The sequence below is a fragment of the Enterobacter sp. CCUG 70166 genome, from assembly GCF_020224095.1.
Lineage (GTDB): Bacteria > Pseudomonadota > Gammaproteobacteria > Enterobacterales > Enterobacteriaceae > Enterobacter > Enterobacter intestinihominis.
Genome location: NZ_NRIQ01000014.1, coordinates 15,644 through 29,033 on the forward strand (window position 1 = coordinate 15,644; position 13,390 = coordinate 29,033).

The window sequence follows — 13,390 nt, forward strand, 5'->3', positions numbered from 1 at the left end:
TGTCCTTAATCGTGAATTGCCGCGATTGTATACCTGAAATCAATAGGTTCCACCGATGGCTGCGATTACTCCGGCACGATCCAGCTTACGGTGGCGTGGCCCGTACCGGCTGGCACCAGCGTTTTGTGCAGCCACGGCAGCACGTTGTTCATCTGCGCTTCGAGCTTCCACGGCGGGTTAATCACAATCATGCCGGACGCGGTCATGCCGCGCTGGTCGCTGTCGGGCCGCACCGCCAGCTCAATCTGCAGGATTTTGCGGATGCCGGTCGCCTCCAGATCCTTGATCATGCGTTTAATTTGCGCGCGCAGCACTACCGGATACCACAGGGCATAGGTTCCGGTCGCAAAGCGTTTGTAACCTTCGTTGATACCGGCCACCACCGCCTGATAGTCGGTTTTGATTTCGTACGGCGGGTCGATCAGCACCAGGCCGCGACGCGAAACCGGCGGTAGTTTGGCTTTTAGCTGCTGGTAGCCATCGGCTTTGTCCACGCGGGCGCGGTTATCTTTCTGAAACTCAGCGCGCAGCAGCGGGAAGTCGCTTGGGTGCAGCTCGGTCAACTGGAGGCTGTCCTGCTCGCGCAGCAGCTGGCGGGCAATCAGCGGAGAGCCAGGGTAATAGCGCAGCTGGCCGTTGCGGTTGAAATGATTCACCACGCCGATGTACGGCTCCAGTTCGGCAGGCAGATCGTCCTGCTGCCAGATACGGGCGATGCCTTCCAGATATTCACCGGTACGCTCGGCATGTTCGCCGCTCAGCTGATAACGACCCGCCCCCGCGTGGGTGTCCAGGTAGAGAAACGGCTTGTCTTTCTCTTTAAGCGCTTCAATGATCAGGCTCTGAACGGTGTGTTTAAGGACGTCGGCGTGGTTGCCAGCGTGGAAGCTGTGGCGATAACTGAGCATGGGTAATGATTTTCCGCTGAATTGACGATTTGCCACAGTTTACAGCAGAACGGCACAGATTACCCGTAGGCCCGGTAAGCGCAGCGCCACAGGGCGTTTTTCGACAACCTCCGGCATTGAAATCCTCTACACTTAACCCCATTACAGAAAACAATATGCACAGCGCCGGATGCGCGCTTCATTCATCTATTTCAACAGGACAGCGTTTATGACCAATCCATTACTGACGCCTTTTTCGTTGCCACCGTTTTCTAAAATCCTCCCTGAGCATGTGGTTCCAGCCGTTACCCAGTCGCTGGAAAACTGCCGCGCGGCGGTAGAGAACGTGGTCGCGCAGGGCGCGCCGTACACCTGGGAAAATCTGTGTCAGCCGCTGGCCGAAGTGGACGACGTGCTGGGGCGCATTTTCTCCCCGGTGAGCCACCTGAACTCGGTGAAAAACAGCCCGGAGCTGCGCGAAGCCTACGAACAGACCCTGCCGCTGCTCTCCGAGTACAGCACCTGGGTCGGCCAGCACGAGGGGCTCTACAAAGCCTACCGCGACCTGCGCGACGGCGACCATTATGCCGAACTGAACACGGCGCAGAAAAAATCGGTTGATAACGCGCTGCGTGATTTCGAACTGTCCGGGATTGGCCTGCCAAAAGAAAAACAGGTTCGCTACGGCGAAATCGCCGCGCGCCTGTCCGAGCTGGGCAACCAGTACAGCAACAACGTCCTCGACGCCACCATGGGCTGGACGAAGCTGATTACCGATGAATCCGAACTGGCCGGTATGCCGGAAAGTGCGCTGGCGGCGGCAAAAGCCCAGGCCGAAGCGAAAGAGCAGGAAGGCTTCCTGTTAACGCTGGATATCCCAAGCTATCTGCCGGTGATGACCTACTGCGACAACCAGGCCCTGCGCGAAGAGATGTACCGCGCCTACAGCACCCGCGCCTCCGATCAGGGGCCGAATGCCGGTAAGTGGGATAACAGCCCGGTGATGGCGGAGATCCTCGCCCTGCGCCACGAGCTGGCACAGCTGCTGGGCTTCGACAGCTACGCGGATAAATCCCTCGCCACCAAAATGGCCGAGAACCCACAGCAGGTGCTCGACTTCCTGACCGATCTGGCGAAACGCGCCCGTCCTCAGGGTGAAAAAGAGTTAGCTCAGCTGCGCGCCTTTGCGAAAGCGGAGTTCGGCGTGGACGAGCTTCAGCCGTGGGATATCGCATACTACAGCGAAAAACAGAAACAGCACCTCTACAGCATCAGCGACGAACAACTGCGTCCGTACTTCCCGGAAAACAAAGCCGTCAACGGTCTGTTCGAGGTAGTGAAGCGCATCTACGGCATTACCGCGAAAGAGCGTACCGACATCGAGGTCTGGCATCCGGACGTGCGCTTCTTCGAGCTGTATGACGAGAACAACGAGCTGCGCGGCAGCTTCTATCTCGATCTCTACGCGCGTGAGAACAAGCGCGGCGGGGCGTGGATGGACGACTGCGTGGGCCAGATGCGTAAAGCGGATGGTTCCCTGCAAAAACCTGTTGCCTACCTGACCTGTAACTTCAACCGTCCGGTGAGCGGCAAACCTGCTCTGTTTACCCACGATGAAGTGATCACCCTGTTCCACGAGTTCGGTCACGGCCTGCACCACATGCTGACCCGCATCGAAACCGCTGGTGTCGCCGGTATCAGCGGTGTGCCATGGGATGCGGTCGAGCTGCCAAGCCAGTTTATGGAGAACTGGTGCTGGGAGCCGGACGCGCTGGCGTTTATCTCTGGTCATTACGAAACGGGCGAACCGCTGCCGAAAGAACTGTTGGATAAAATGCTGGCGGCGAAAAACTACCAGGCGGCGATGTTTATCCTGCGTCAGCTGGAGTTCGGCCTGTTCGACTTCCGCCTGCACGCCGAGTTCAGCCCGGAGCAGGGGGCGAAAATCCTCGAAACCCTGGCTGAGATTAAAAAGCAGGTTGCCGTCATTCCAGGCCCGATCTGGGGACGCTTCCCGCACGCGTTCAGCCATATCTTCGCAGGCGGGTACGCCGCAGGCTACTACAGCTACCTGTGGGCCGACGTGCTGGCGGCGGATGCCTTCTCGCGCTTCGAAGAAGAGGGGATTTTCAACCGCGAAACCGGTCAGTCGTTCCTCGACAACATCCTGACCCGCGGCGGTTCAGAAGAGCCTATGGAGCTGTTCAAACGCTTCCGTGGCCGCGAGCCGCAGCTGGATGCGATGCTGGAGCATTACGGAATCAAAGGCTGATTGCTACGTGAAGATCTGCTTAGTAGATGAAACAGGCGCCGGTGACGGCGCCTTATCTGTTCTGGCGGCCCGCTGGGAGCTGGAACATGATGAAGAGAACCTGATGGCGCTGGTGATGACGCCGGAACATCTGGAGCTGCGCAAGCGCGATGAGCCAAAGCTTGGCGGGATTTTTGTCGATTTTGTCGGCGGCGCGATGGCGCATCGGCGTAAGTTCGGCGGCGGTCGCGGCGAAGCGGTGGCCAAGGCGGTTGGCATTAAAGGGAGCTATCTTCCGGACGTGGTGGACGCCACGGCGGGGCTGGGGCGCGATGCGTTTGTGCTGGCCTCGGTGGGCTGCCGTGTGCGGATGCTGGAGCGTAATCCGGTTGTCGCCGCGCTGCTCGACGACGGGCTGACGCGAGGCTATGCGGACCCGGAAATCGGCTCGTGGTTACAGGAACGTTTGCAACTTATTCATGCCTCCAGCCTGACGGCGCTGACCGATATCACCCCGCGCCCGCAGGTGGTCTATCTCGACCCGATGTTCCCGCATAAGCAGAAAAGCGCGCTGGTGAAGAAAGAGATGCGGGTGTTTCAGTCGCTGGTGGGGCCAGATTTAGATGCCGATGGCCTGCTGGAGCCGGCTCGTCAACTGGCGACGAAGCGGGTGGTGGTGAAACGTCCTGACTATGCGCCGCCGCTGGCGGACGTTGCGACCACTAACGCGGTGACCACCAAAGGGCATCGCTTTGATATCTACTCAGGTACGCCGGAATAAAAAAAGCCGGGTGGCGGCTTCGCCTTGCCCGGCCTACATTCAGTGCCGCTTGTAGGCCCGGTATGCGTTAGCGCCACCGGGCTTTTTTGCACTTACTCGTCTTCTTCGTCACGCAGTGGAACAATCAGCATATCCACGTGTACGGTGTTAATCAGCTGACGTGCGGAAGACATCAGTTTGCTCCAGAAGTCCTGATGGTGACCGCATACCACCAGGTCCATATCGTATTTCTTAATCGCATCAACCAGCACCTGGCCCAGATCGCCGCTACCGCTTAAGGTTTCAGTGATTGGATAGCCCGCGTTGGTAGAAAGCTCGCTCAGCGCGTGGTGAGTCTCTTCGGAGATGCGTTTCTGCATATCGCCGAGATTCACGTCGATCAGACCGGTGTAGAGGTCGGAGTAATTCACATCAACATGAATCAGCGAAACTTTCGCGTTGTAGGGACGTGCCATGGATACTGCTTTATCAACCAGCACTTTACTCTCCGGGGAGAGGTCTACCGCGATAAGAATGTGTTTGTAAGCCATAGTGTTACTCCTTCCTTAAGTTATCGATGACTAAATGGGAAAGCCGTCGTCTGATGCTTTCATTACGGCCCAGTTAAACATATTTTTCAAGCTTTGGTGTTGATAACGATTAACCTTGTGGCAAAAAAATTAACGGATCTCCTACACTATTTAATGAGCCGTTCGGATATTAAAACGCGAACCGGATCGACTTTTAGTCATTCTTTCACTGAACTGTCTGTCAGGGCATTGGGGTGCGGTAGCTCAGGAGCCTTGCTTCGTGGGTGGACGCCGGGGAGGATGTATGATTAGCACCGTCGCATTGTTTTGGGCGTTATGCGTGGTTTGCATAGTGAATATGGCGCGCTACTTCTCATCGTTACGTGCGCTGTTAGTGGTACTTCGTGGTTGCGATCCGTTGCTTTATCAATATGTGGACGGTGGAGGGTTCTTCACCTCGCACGGACAGCCCAGCAAGCAGATGCGTCTGGTGGGGTATATCTACTACCAGCGCTACCGCGATCACCACGATGAAGAGTTTATCCGTCGCTGCGAGCGCCTGCGTCGTCAGTTCATTTTGACCAGCGCCCTGTGTGGTCTGGTTGTGGTGAGTATGATTGCGCTGATGATATGGCACTGAGCATAAAAAAAGCGGGCCAGTTTCCTGACCCGCTTTTTTGTCGCCTTCAGCCGATTAAATTAGCTTCAGCGAAATCCAGTACAGACCGCCAGACAGCAGGATGGACGCCGGGAGGGTGAACACCCAGGCCATCAGAATGTTGGTCACGGTTTTACGCTGCAAACCGCCGCCGTCAACAATCATGGTACCTGCCACGGACGAAGAGAGTACGTGGGTGGTGGAGACTGGCATACCGGTGTAGCTCGCCAGACCGATAGACACTGCCGCCGTCATCTGCGCGGACATGCCCTGAGCATAGGTCATGCCTTTCTTACCGATCTTCTCACCGATGGTGGTCGCCACACGACGCCAGCCAATCATCGTACCGATACCCAGCGCCAACGCGACCGCCATGATGATCCAGATTGGCGCGTACTCAATGGTGTTGAGCATATCGCCTTTCAGTTTCTTCAGCAGACGCTTATCGTCAGCATTGACCTCTGGCAGCTTCGCGACTTTATCGGTCACGTCGGAGATACAGAGCATGATACGACGCAGCTGACCACGCTGTTCTACAGCCAGTTTGTCGTAGCTTTCGATATCGGCCAGCATGCCTTTCGCACGTTCCAGCGCGTTAATCGCGTTTGCCGGGTGGCAATGGAACTCGCCCGGTGCAGTCAGTGCGCCAGAGTCAGGAGAAGGGATCAGCTGGTCTACGCCGGTCGCTTTCTTCAGCAAATCAGGATGCTGCTGGAAGTAAGTCTCAACGTTGTTTACCGCATCACGGGTACGGGTGATCTCATAGCCAGAGGCGTTCATGTTAACCACGAAGCCTGCCGGTGCGACGCCAATCAGAACCAGCATCACCAGACCGATACCTTTCTGACCATCGTTCGCGCCATGAGAGAAGGCGACGCCGATAGCGGAAATGATCAGCGCGATACGCGTCCAGAACGGTGGCTTTTTCTTGCCGTCTTTCTTCTCACGCTCTGCTGGCGTCAGGTGGATACGTGCACGTTTCTTCGTGTTGCTCCAGTAGCGACGCAGGATGAAAATCAATCCACCTGCTACCACCAGACCGACGATAGGGGAGATGATCAGAGAGCCGAAAATACCCAGTACTTTAGGAAGGTTCAGCGCATCAACAACCGATGTACCGGTCATCAGGGCGTTAGTTAAACCGATACCGATAATCGCGCCGATAAGGGTGTGAGAGCTGGATGCCGGCAGGCCGAAATACCAGGTACCGAGGTTCCAGATAATCGCAGCAAGCAGCATTGAGAACACCATGGCCAGGCCATGACCGGAACTCACGTTAAGCAGCAGATCCGTTGGCAGCATATGCACAATGGCATAGGCAACGCTCAGTCCGCCCAGGAGGACACCAAAAAAGTTAAATACCGCCGCCATAACGACCGCAAGCTGCGATCGCATTGCGCGAGTGTAGATAACCGTTGCAACTGCGTTTGCAGTGTCGTGGAAGCCATTGATCGCTTCGTAAAACAGCACAAAAACCAGAGCAAGCAATAATAAAAGCCCGGTATGTAAATCCAGGCCGGCAAACAAATGTAGCATAGGACGTTACGCCATTTTGAGGACATGAACGCGGCGCATTATCCAGGACAAATGCGCAACGGGCAAAGTGAAATATAGACTTTTTTTGACATACCACCTGATTTGAGAAATGTGCCTGAATAGATAATCTTTAAATATCAATGAAATGGCTTTGTAATATCTTTTTACGCTGGTGCGACCACTGAGGAAACTTTACAATCCGCGGCAGTTAACGAAGAGGATTTTGACGTGGAAAGGTTTGATGCCGTAGTAATTGGCGCCGGTGCGGCGGGTATGTTTTGTGCGGCAATGGCCGGACAAGCGGGTCGTCGTGTGCTGCTGCTGGATAACGGAAAAAAGCCTGGCCGCAAGATCCTGATGTCCGGTGGCGGGCGCTGCAATTTCACTAATCTTTATGTCGAGCCTGCGGCCTATTTGAGCCAGAACCGTCATTTTTGTAAATCTGCGCTGGCGCGCTACACGCAGTGGGATTTCATCGAACTGGTGGGTAAACACGGCATCGCGTGGCATGAGAAGACGCTGGGACAGCTGTTCTGCGACGACTCTGCCCAGCAAATCGTGGATATGCTGGTGGCCGAGTGCGAGAAAGGCGGCGTAGTCATGCGCCTGCGCACCGAAGTGCTGGACGTCGCCCGTAACGAGCAAGGGTACACGCTGCAACTCAACGGCGAAACCGTCAGCGCCGATAACCTGGTGATCGCCAGCGGCGGCCTCTCGATGCCGGGGCTGGGTGCCTCACCGTTCGGCTACAAAATCGCCGAGCAGTTTGGCCTGAAAGTATTACCCACGCGCGCCGGGCTGGTGCCGTTCACGCTGCATAAGCCGCTGCTGGAACAGCTTCAGACGCTCTCCGGCGTGTCTGTGCCGTCGGTCATTACGGCCGAAGACGGCACGGTGTTCCGCGAAAACCTGCTCTTTACCCATCGCGGTCTCTCGGGGCCAGCGGTATTGCAGATCTCCAGCTACTGGCAGCCGGGGGAGTTTGTCTCCGTAAACCTGGTGCCGGACTGCGATCTGGACGCCTTCCTCAATGAGCAACGCGCCGCGCACCCGAATCAAAGCCTGAAAAATACCCTGGCGATGCAGCTGCCGAAGCGTCTCGTGGAGTGCTTGCAGGTGTTAGAGCAAATTCCGGATGTTGCGCTTAAGCAGCTCAACAGCCGCGAGCAGGACACGCTGGTGGAGACGCTGACGAACTGGCGCGTGCAGCCAAACGGCACCGAAGGCTACCGCACGGCGGAAGTGACGCTGGGCGGCGTGGATACAAACGAACTCTCATCCCGCACGATGGAAGCCCGCAACGTGCCGGGTCTTTATTTCATTGGTGAAGTGATGGACGTGACCGGCTGGCTCGGCGGGTATAACTTCCAGTGGGCGTGGGCCAGTGCCTGGGCATGCGCGCAGGCGCTGGCTGAGGGTAAATGACAAGCGGGCGCGGTCATTCATCATTGCATTTCAGGGGCTGACGGCGACGTCAGCCAGGTGTACAACGTCCAGAATATTGCTGGCGGCCACGGTTCCCATCTTGATGTATGACGCTGCGCTGACGCCGCCAATATGCGGCGAAATGATGACGTTATCGACGGTCTGCCACAGGTTCGGGGCGGTCAGTGGCTCGCTGTTAAAGCTGTCGAGTGCTGCGCTGTGCAAGGTTCCATCCTTCAGCGCGTGTAACAGGGCTTCATCGTTAATTAACCCGCCGCGCGCTGTGTTCACCAGAATCGCGTTACGTTTACAGTGCGCGAGCGTGTCTGCGTTGATCATTCCTCTGTTGTCGTCAGTGAGCGGACAATGCAATGAGATAACATCGGCACGGGATAAAAGGTCGGGTAAGGTGTTTGCCCGTTCACAACCAGATGGCATCGTTTTAGCGTAAGGATCATACGCCAAAATCTGCATGCCGAATGCCTGCCCCACCAGCGCAACCCGCGAGCCAATCGCCCCCAGACCGATAAGCCCCAGCGTCATGCCTTCCAGCTCGATAGATTTGTGCGTGGCTTTATCCCAGTGCCCGTCGCGCAGGCGTTTATCAAGGGTGACCACCGATTTGGCACAGGCAAGAATCAATGCCCAGGTATGTTCTGCAACCGCTGCCGCATTGGCGCCGGGGGCGGAACGAACGGCGATATTACGCGCCGCTGCCGCTGGCTGGTCTATCACGTCAATGCCGCTTCCGTGTTTCGATATAACCTGTAATGCAGGGGCTGCATCCATGATCCTTGCGGTTATTTTGCCGTAACGCACCAGGATGGCCACAGGATTGTGCCGTTCGCACAGCGTAACCAGCTGATCTTCTGTAGGCTGGTGACCGGCATACACCACGTCAAAGTCTCGCAGCATGTTGACAGCCTGGTCCGCCAGGTCGCATCCCGTGACCAGTACAACGCGTTTGTCTTCCATTACAGCGTCTCCCCGTCAGATAACATGCCTGCCTTACGCAGCGCGTCGTTAAGCCAGTGTGGACGTAAATCGCCCTCACGAATAGCAGCAAGACGTCGGGTCTCTGTTTCGAGTTTCCCTTTGGCCATGGCGATAACGGCCTGCACTTCATCACGCGGGATCACCACCACGCCGTCGATATCCGCGACCACCAGATCTCCGGCTCGTACCGTTGCACCAGCGATAGAGATGGGGTGATTAACCCGGCCAGGAATGGATTTTGTCGGGCCACAGGGGTTAAGACCGGCGGCGAAGACGGGGTAGTGCCCTTTACTCAGGGTATCGGCATCACGTACCGCCCCGTCAATGATGATGCCCGCAATACCGCTTGCCTGGGCCTGCGTCGCCATAATCTCACCGAGCAGCGCACAGGTCAGGTCGCCTTTCCCGTCAACAACCAACACATCGCCAGGCTGTGCTACGGCCATTGCGGCATGGATGGCCAGATTATCTCCCGGGCGCACCTCCACGGTGACTGCCGGGCCCGCAACGGCCATGTGAGGCGCGAGCGGTTTGATACGACCATGGAGTGTACCGCGGCGACCGGCAACATCCGCCAGAATGGCGGCCTGATACTCGGCAGCCTGGTGAACCTGTTCAGCCGATACGCGTTCGACCTGACGATTAATCAATGATTTTTCAGAAACGGACATATATGCCTCCATATTGTTTTACTGTGTACAATGCAGGTGTACAATACAAAACAACTATAGCGGTGTTACTTTCCCATTAGCCAGATCTGCGATGGCGTTTGTGATGTAAACACGAAGTGACTCACAAAAATTGAGGTACACTCACTGCCGAGCAGAAAAGGAGATGATGATGGGTAACGAAGGCGTTGTAGCGGTCGAAAAGGCGCTGGCTTTACTGGATTGCTTCCGTCCCGGCGATGAGAGCCTGACGCTGACCGCGCTGGCGCAGCTATCGGGTTATCACAAAACCACGGTTTACCGGTTAATGAATTCGCTTGAGCGAATGAACTATGTCGTCAGGCATGATGACGGCAATTATGCGCTTGGCCCACGTCTGCTTTACCTTGGCAAACTTTATGAACAATCTTTCCATCTTTCCCGGGTGGTGCAGCCTGAGCTTCAGGCGTTATCACAGGCCTCTCAGGAGAGCGCCAGCTGGTATGTGTTAGAAGGCGGGCAACGTCTGTGCCTGTTCCGGGCAGAAGCATCGCACGGGTTGCGTCACAGCAATCTGCCGGGTACTCAGTTTCCGCTGGACGATTCTGCCATCAGTAAAGTGCTTCGCCACTGGGGCCTTAATGACGCGCTGCCAGAGGGGGAGCCCGCTGTTCCGCTCTATACCGCAGGCGCCCGTGACCCGCATACTGCGGCGTTCGCAATGCCCGTCTTCGGCGTCAATGACAAGCTGATTGCGGCGCTGGCGTTGACCGGGCCCATCTCCAGACTGACTGAAGATCGCCGTGAACAGGGGATCAGCCAGCTAATGCATGCCACCGCCAGCCGCCTGTCACAGAAAATGGGGGCCAGTAAGCCTTTTTGCCAGCAGTTTTATGGGGAAACGCAGGATACTGCGGAAGAGAGTCTCTAAGCATAAAGCGGGACGTGCGTCCCGCTTTTGTTATGTCTAATGGGTGACCTGCTTTTCATGCAACTGAGCATTGCGGGCCTGGCGTCCCATCACCAATACCGCGATACCCCCCGTGACGCATAACGCCGCCAGAGGAAGCATGGCCAGCGTGTGGCTACCCGTCCGTTCGTTGATAATACCGTAAGCGTTGACCATCACCGCACCGCCGATAAGGTTAGCGATGGCGCCAATTGCAGCCAGGCCCGCAGCCGCCGACGTGCTGCTCATCCAGCCTGACGCCAGCGCCCAGAAAGGCCCCTTCATTGAATACGCCCCTATCAGCATGATGCTCAGGATAACAATGGTGGCGGAAAGAGAGACGCTGACAAAGGCGGCAAATACGCCTGCGGCAATAATGAAAAGGGTCAGAGCGGTATGCCAGCGGCGTTCGTTGGTTCGGTCCGAACTGCGTCCCCACACAATCATCAGTACGGATGCCAGACCGTAAGGAATGGCGTTGAACAGACCCGTCTCCAGATTATCAAGGTGGAACGATTTCAGCAGCTGCGGTGACCAGACGCTGATGGTGGTGCCCGCTGATGACGCGCCTGCGTAAATCAGCGCCAGCAGCCAGATTTGACGATGCCTGAGCAGCTGCCATGTCGTCTGGTGTCCGATATTTTTTTGCTGTTGACGCTCGGTTTCAAGCGTCGTTTCCAGCCATTTTTTCTGTTCCGCGTTAAGCCAGTTAGCCTGGTGCGGACGATCGCGAAGAACAAACCAGGCGGCAATACCCAGCAGGACGGCGGGTAAACCTTCAATGATAAACAGCAGATGCCAGCCGCGCAGACCCAGCCATCCATCCAGCGACAGAATCAACCCGGACAGCGGCGAGCCAATAAAATTGGCCAGCGGGATCGCGACCATAAAGGACGCGATAATTCGCGCACGGTAGCGGGAAGGGATCCACCAGGTCAGAAAGAGTACGACGCCGGGGAAGAAGCCCGCCTCCGCGGCACCCAGCAGAAAACGCACGATATAAAGCGACGTCGTGTTTTGTACCAGTGCCATACACATGGATACCACCCCCCAGCTGATCATAATGCGGGGGATCCACAGACGTGCGCCAACTTTCTGCATTGCCAGATTGCTTGGAACTTCAAACAGAAAATACGCCACGAAATAGAGGCTACTGGCGAAGCCAAACGCCGCTTTGCTGAGACCGAGATCCTCATTCATCTGTAGCGAAGCCATGCCGATATTGCCGCGATCGATAATGGAGACCAGATAACTGACTATCAGAAACGGGAGGATACGCCAGATCACCTTGCGCATAGTCTCTCTTTCTATGTCCTCAGTGGCGGCAGTGCCATTACGAATATGTTCTGTCATGTGTTCCTCGCAGGGTCTGTTCTTGGTTTTATCAGGTACAACTCGGTTTTATTAAACAAAACCACTATAGCTTCGGCGCCTTCTTTTTATCCAGTTAATGGAAGGTTTAAATGATGTAAATAAGACGTGACTCACAGTTAACGGGCTTTACCTCGTGAGCCTAAACGACAGATGCGCCACCCCTCGTTGTGAGGTAAAGTACACACCTTGCGCAGCCAAAGCGCTGCGGTTTTGTGGGGTATAGGCGAATAACACGCTCCCCCATTCTCACTTCTGGTTTACGCCAGCCTGCATGGTGTTGTGTTTTGTCTTCTTAAAAGGGTTGTCTATGTCTGCTGCTCATCTCGGTTTCCCGACGGAAACCGTTGTTGTCTTTGTGGTGATGGCCGTTGGGGCGATGTTTATCGACCTCTTCATGCACCGTCACGATAAACCGATCTCGCTGAAAAGCGCGGCCATGTGGTCCATCTTCTGGGTCATGATGGCGATGGCGTTTGCTGGCTTCTTATACGTGCACCACGGCGCGGAGATGGCCAGTCTGTTCCTCACCGGCTATGCACTGGAAGAGGTGCTCTCCGTCGACAACCTGTTTGTGATGATGGCGATCTTCGCCTGGTTCGGCGTGCCGGATAAGTATCGTCACCGCGTGCTCTACTGGGGCGTGCTGGGGGCGATTGTGTTCCGCGGTATTTTTGTTGCCATCGGCACCAGCCTACTGAGCCTGGGGCCATACGTTGAGGTGATTTTTGCGCTGGTCGTCGGCTGGACGGCGGTGATGATGCTGAAACGCAATGACGAGAGTGATGAAGTCGAGGATTACTCCAACCATCTGGCGTACCGCCTGGTAAAACGCTTCTATCCGGTCTGGCCAAAAATCAGCAGCCACGCGTTTATCCTGACCCAAAAAGAGGTGGACGCCGAGCTGGAGAAGCCTGAAAACAAGGATGTGATGGTAGGTCGTGTGAAGAAGGCGAAGCGCTACGCGACGCCGCTGCTGCTCTGCGTGGCGGTGGTAGAACTGTCCGACGTGATGTTCGCCTTCGACTCCGTTCCCGCGATCATTGCCGTCAGCCGCGAGCCGCTGATTATCTACAGCTCCATGATGTTCGCGATCCTCGGCCTGCGTACCCTCTACTTCGTGCTGGAAGCGCTGAAGCAGTATCTGGTGCATCTAGAGAAAGCGGTAGTGTTACTGCTGTTCTTCGTGGCGTTCAAGCTGGGGCTGAATGCGACCGATCACTTCTGGCATCACGGTTATAACATCGGTGCCACGGCAAGCCTGTTTGTGGTGCTGGGGGTACTGGCGCTGGGGATTATTGCGAGCGTGATGTTCCCGGGGAAACGTGAGGCCTGATGTATCGCCCGGTGGCGCTTCGCTTACCGGGCCTACGATTGGGA

The 13,390-nt window shown here is 56.2% G+C and carries 12 protein-coding genes; 6 read left to right on the plus strand and 6 right to left on the minus strand.

The features are described from left to right. Positions 1 to 65: 65 nt before the first annotated feature. The gene (locus CKK19_RS06895) at positions 66 to 908 is read right to left on the minus strand and encodes a 23S rRNA (adenine(2030)-N(6))-methyltransferase RlmJ (protein WP_022649709.1); all 843 of its coding nucleotides are present in this window, start codon (positions 906 to 908) and stop codon (positions 66 to 68) included. 208 nt (positions 909 to 1,116) lie between these two features. Here CKK19_RS06895 and prlC point away from each other — a divergent pair, with 208 nt between their 5' ends. After that, on the plus strand, positions 1,117 to 3,159 hold the full coding sequence (gene prlC, locus CKK19_RS06900; protein ID WP_063163701.1) for an oligopeptidase A: 2,043 nt from the start codon (positions 1,117 to 1,119) through the stop codon (positions 3,157 to 3,159). Positions 3,160 to 3,166: 7 nt separating this feature from the next. Continuing rightward, positions 3,167 to 3,919: a 16S rRNA (guanine(1516)-N(2))-methyltransferase RsmJ gene (gene rsmJ, locus CKK19_RS06905; protein ID WP_032671543.1), complete on the plus strand. Its 753-nt coding sequence runs from the start codon at positions 3,167 to 3,169 to the stop codon at positions 3,917 to 3,919. Between the two features lie 92 nt (positions 3,920 to 4,011). On the opposite strand, the gene uspA is transcribed toward rsmJ, so the two are convergent. Further along, positions 4,012 to 4,449: a universal stress protein UspA gene (gene uspA / locus CKK19_RS06910; protein ID WP_003861223.1), complete on the minus strand. Its 438-nt coding sequence runs from the start codon at positions 4,447 to 4,449 to the stop codon at positions 4,012 to 4,014. A 283-nt stretch (positions 4,450 to 4,732) separates the two neighbouring features. Between uspA and uspB the strand changes: the two genes are divergently transcribed. Further along, positions 4,733 to 5,068, plus strand: coding sequence for a universal stress protein UspB (gene uspB, locus CKK19_RS06915; RefSeq protein ID WP_003861224.1), 336 nt, complete (start codon positions 4,733 to 4,735; stop codon positions 5,066 to 5,068). 54 nt (positions 5,069 to 5,122) lie between these two features. Here the strand turns inward: uspB and pitA are convergent, their stop codons facing one another. Further along, positions 5,123 to 6,622: an inorganic phosphate transporter PitA gene (pitA, locus tag CKK19_RS06920; RefSeq protein ID WP_022649706.1), complete on the minus strand. Its 1,500-nt coding sequence runs from the start codon at positions 6,620 to 6,622 to the stop codon at positions 5,123 to 5,125. Between the two features lie 228 nt (positions 6,623 to 6,850). Here pitA and CKK19_RS06925 point away from each other — a divergent pair, with 228 nt between their 5' ends. Beyond that, entirely contained in the window at positions 6,851 to 8,047 is a 1,197-nt protein-coding gene (locus CKK19_RS06925) for an NAD(P)/FAD-dependent oxidoreductase (RefSeq protein WP_063853843.1), read from the plus strand. A 30-nt stretch (positions 8,048 to 8,077) separates the two neighbouring features. Here the strand turns inward: CKK19_RS06925 and CKK19_RS06930 are convergent, their stop codons facing one another. Together CKK19_RS06930 and CKK19_RS06935 are read right to left on the minus strand one after the other, a co-directional pair. Beyond that, positions 8,078 to 9,022 (minus strand): hydroxyacid dehydrogenase, encoded by a 945-nt coding sequence (locus tag CKK19_RS06930; protein WP_063853842.1) that lies wholly within the window; start codon positions 9,020 to 9,022, stop codon positions 8,078 to 8,080. Beyond that, positions 9,022 to 9,714, minus strand: a complete 693-nt coding sequence (locus CKK19_RS06935; RefSeq protein ID WP_022649701.1) for an RraA family protein — start codon at positions 9,712 to 9,714, stop codon at positions 9,022 to 9,024. The genes CKK19_RS06930 and CKK19_RS06935 overlap by 1 nt, the downstream gene beginning before the upstream one ends. 169 nt (positions 9,715 to 9,883) lie before the next feature. Between CKK19_RS06935 and CKK19_RS06940 the strand changes: the two genes are divergently transcribed. Further along, positions 9,884 to 10,621, plus strand: a complete 738-nt coding sequence (locus CKK19_RS06940) for an IclR family transcriptional regulator (RefSeq protein WP_032674096.1) — start codon at positions 9,884 to 9,886, stop codon at positions 10,619 to 10,621. Between the two features lie 36 nt (positions 10,622 to 10,657). Here the strand turns inward: CKK19_RS06940 and CKK19_RS06945 are convergent, their stop codons facing one another. Beyond that, positions 10,658 to 11,992: an MFS transporter gene (locus CKK19_RS06945; RefSeq protein ID WP_045308786.1), complete on the minus strand. Its 1,335-nt coding sequence runs from the start codon at positions 11,990 to 11,992 to the stop codon at positions 10,658 to 10,660. Between the two features lie 328 nt (positions 11,993 to 12,320). Between CKK19_RS06945 and CKK19_RS06950 the strand changes: the two genes are divergently transcribed. Continuing rightward, the gene (locus CKK19_RS06950) at positions 12,321 to 13,346 is read left to right on the plus strand and encodes a TerC/Alx family metal homeostasis membrane protein (protein WP_063853841.1); all 1,026 of its coding nucleotides are present in this window, start codon (positions 12,321 to 12,323) and stop codon (positions 13,344 to 13,346) included. Positions 13,347 to 13,390: the final 44 nt, after the last annotated feature.

What these genes read in the sequence shown, in the direction of transcription:
- uspB (WP_003861224.1), top strand. Translation starts at nt 4,733, where the DNA reads ATGATTAGCACCGTCGCATTGTTTTGGGCGTTATGCGTGGTTTGCATA.
- prlC (WP_063163701.1), top strand. Translation starts at nt 1,117, where the DNA reads ATGACCAATCCATTACTGACGCCTTTTTCGTTGCCACCGTTTTCTAAA.
- CKK19_RS06895 (WP_022649709.1), bottom strand. Translation starts at nt 908, where the DNA reads ATGCTCAGTTATCGCCACAGCTTCCACGCTGGCAACCACGCCGACGTC.
- CKK19_RS06930 (WP_063853842.1), bottom strand. Translation starts at nt 9,022, where the DNA reads ATGGAAGACAAACGCGTTGTACTGGTCACGGGATGCGACCTGGCGGAC.
- CKK19_RS06945 (WP_045308786.1), bottom strand. Translation starts at nt 11,992, where the DNA reads ATGACAGAACATATTCGTAATGGCACTGCCGCCACTGAGGACATAGAA.
- CKK19_RS06940 (WP_032674096.1), top strand. Translation starts at nt 9,884, where the DNA reads ATGGGTAACGAAGGCGTTGTAGCGGTCGAAAAGGCGCTGGCTTTACTG.
- pitA (WP_022649706.1), bottom strand. Translation starts at nt 6,622, where the DNA reads ATGCTACATTTGTTTGCCGGCCTGGATTTACATACCGGGCTTTTATTA.
- CKK19_RS06935 (WP_022649701.1), bottom strand. Translation starts at nt 9,714, where the DNA reads ATGTCCGTTTCTGAAAAATCATTGATTAATCGTCAGGTCGAACGCGTA.
- CKK19_RS06950 (WP_063853841.1), top strand. Translation starts at nt 12,321, where the DNA reads ATGTCTGCTGCTCATCTCGGTTTCCCGACGGAAACCGTTGTTGTCTTT.
- uspA (WP_003861223.1), bottom strand. Translation starts at nt 4,449, where the DNA reads ATGGCTTACAAACACATTCTTATCGCGGTAGACCTCTCCCCGGAGAGT.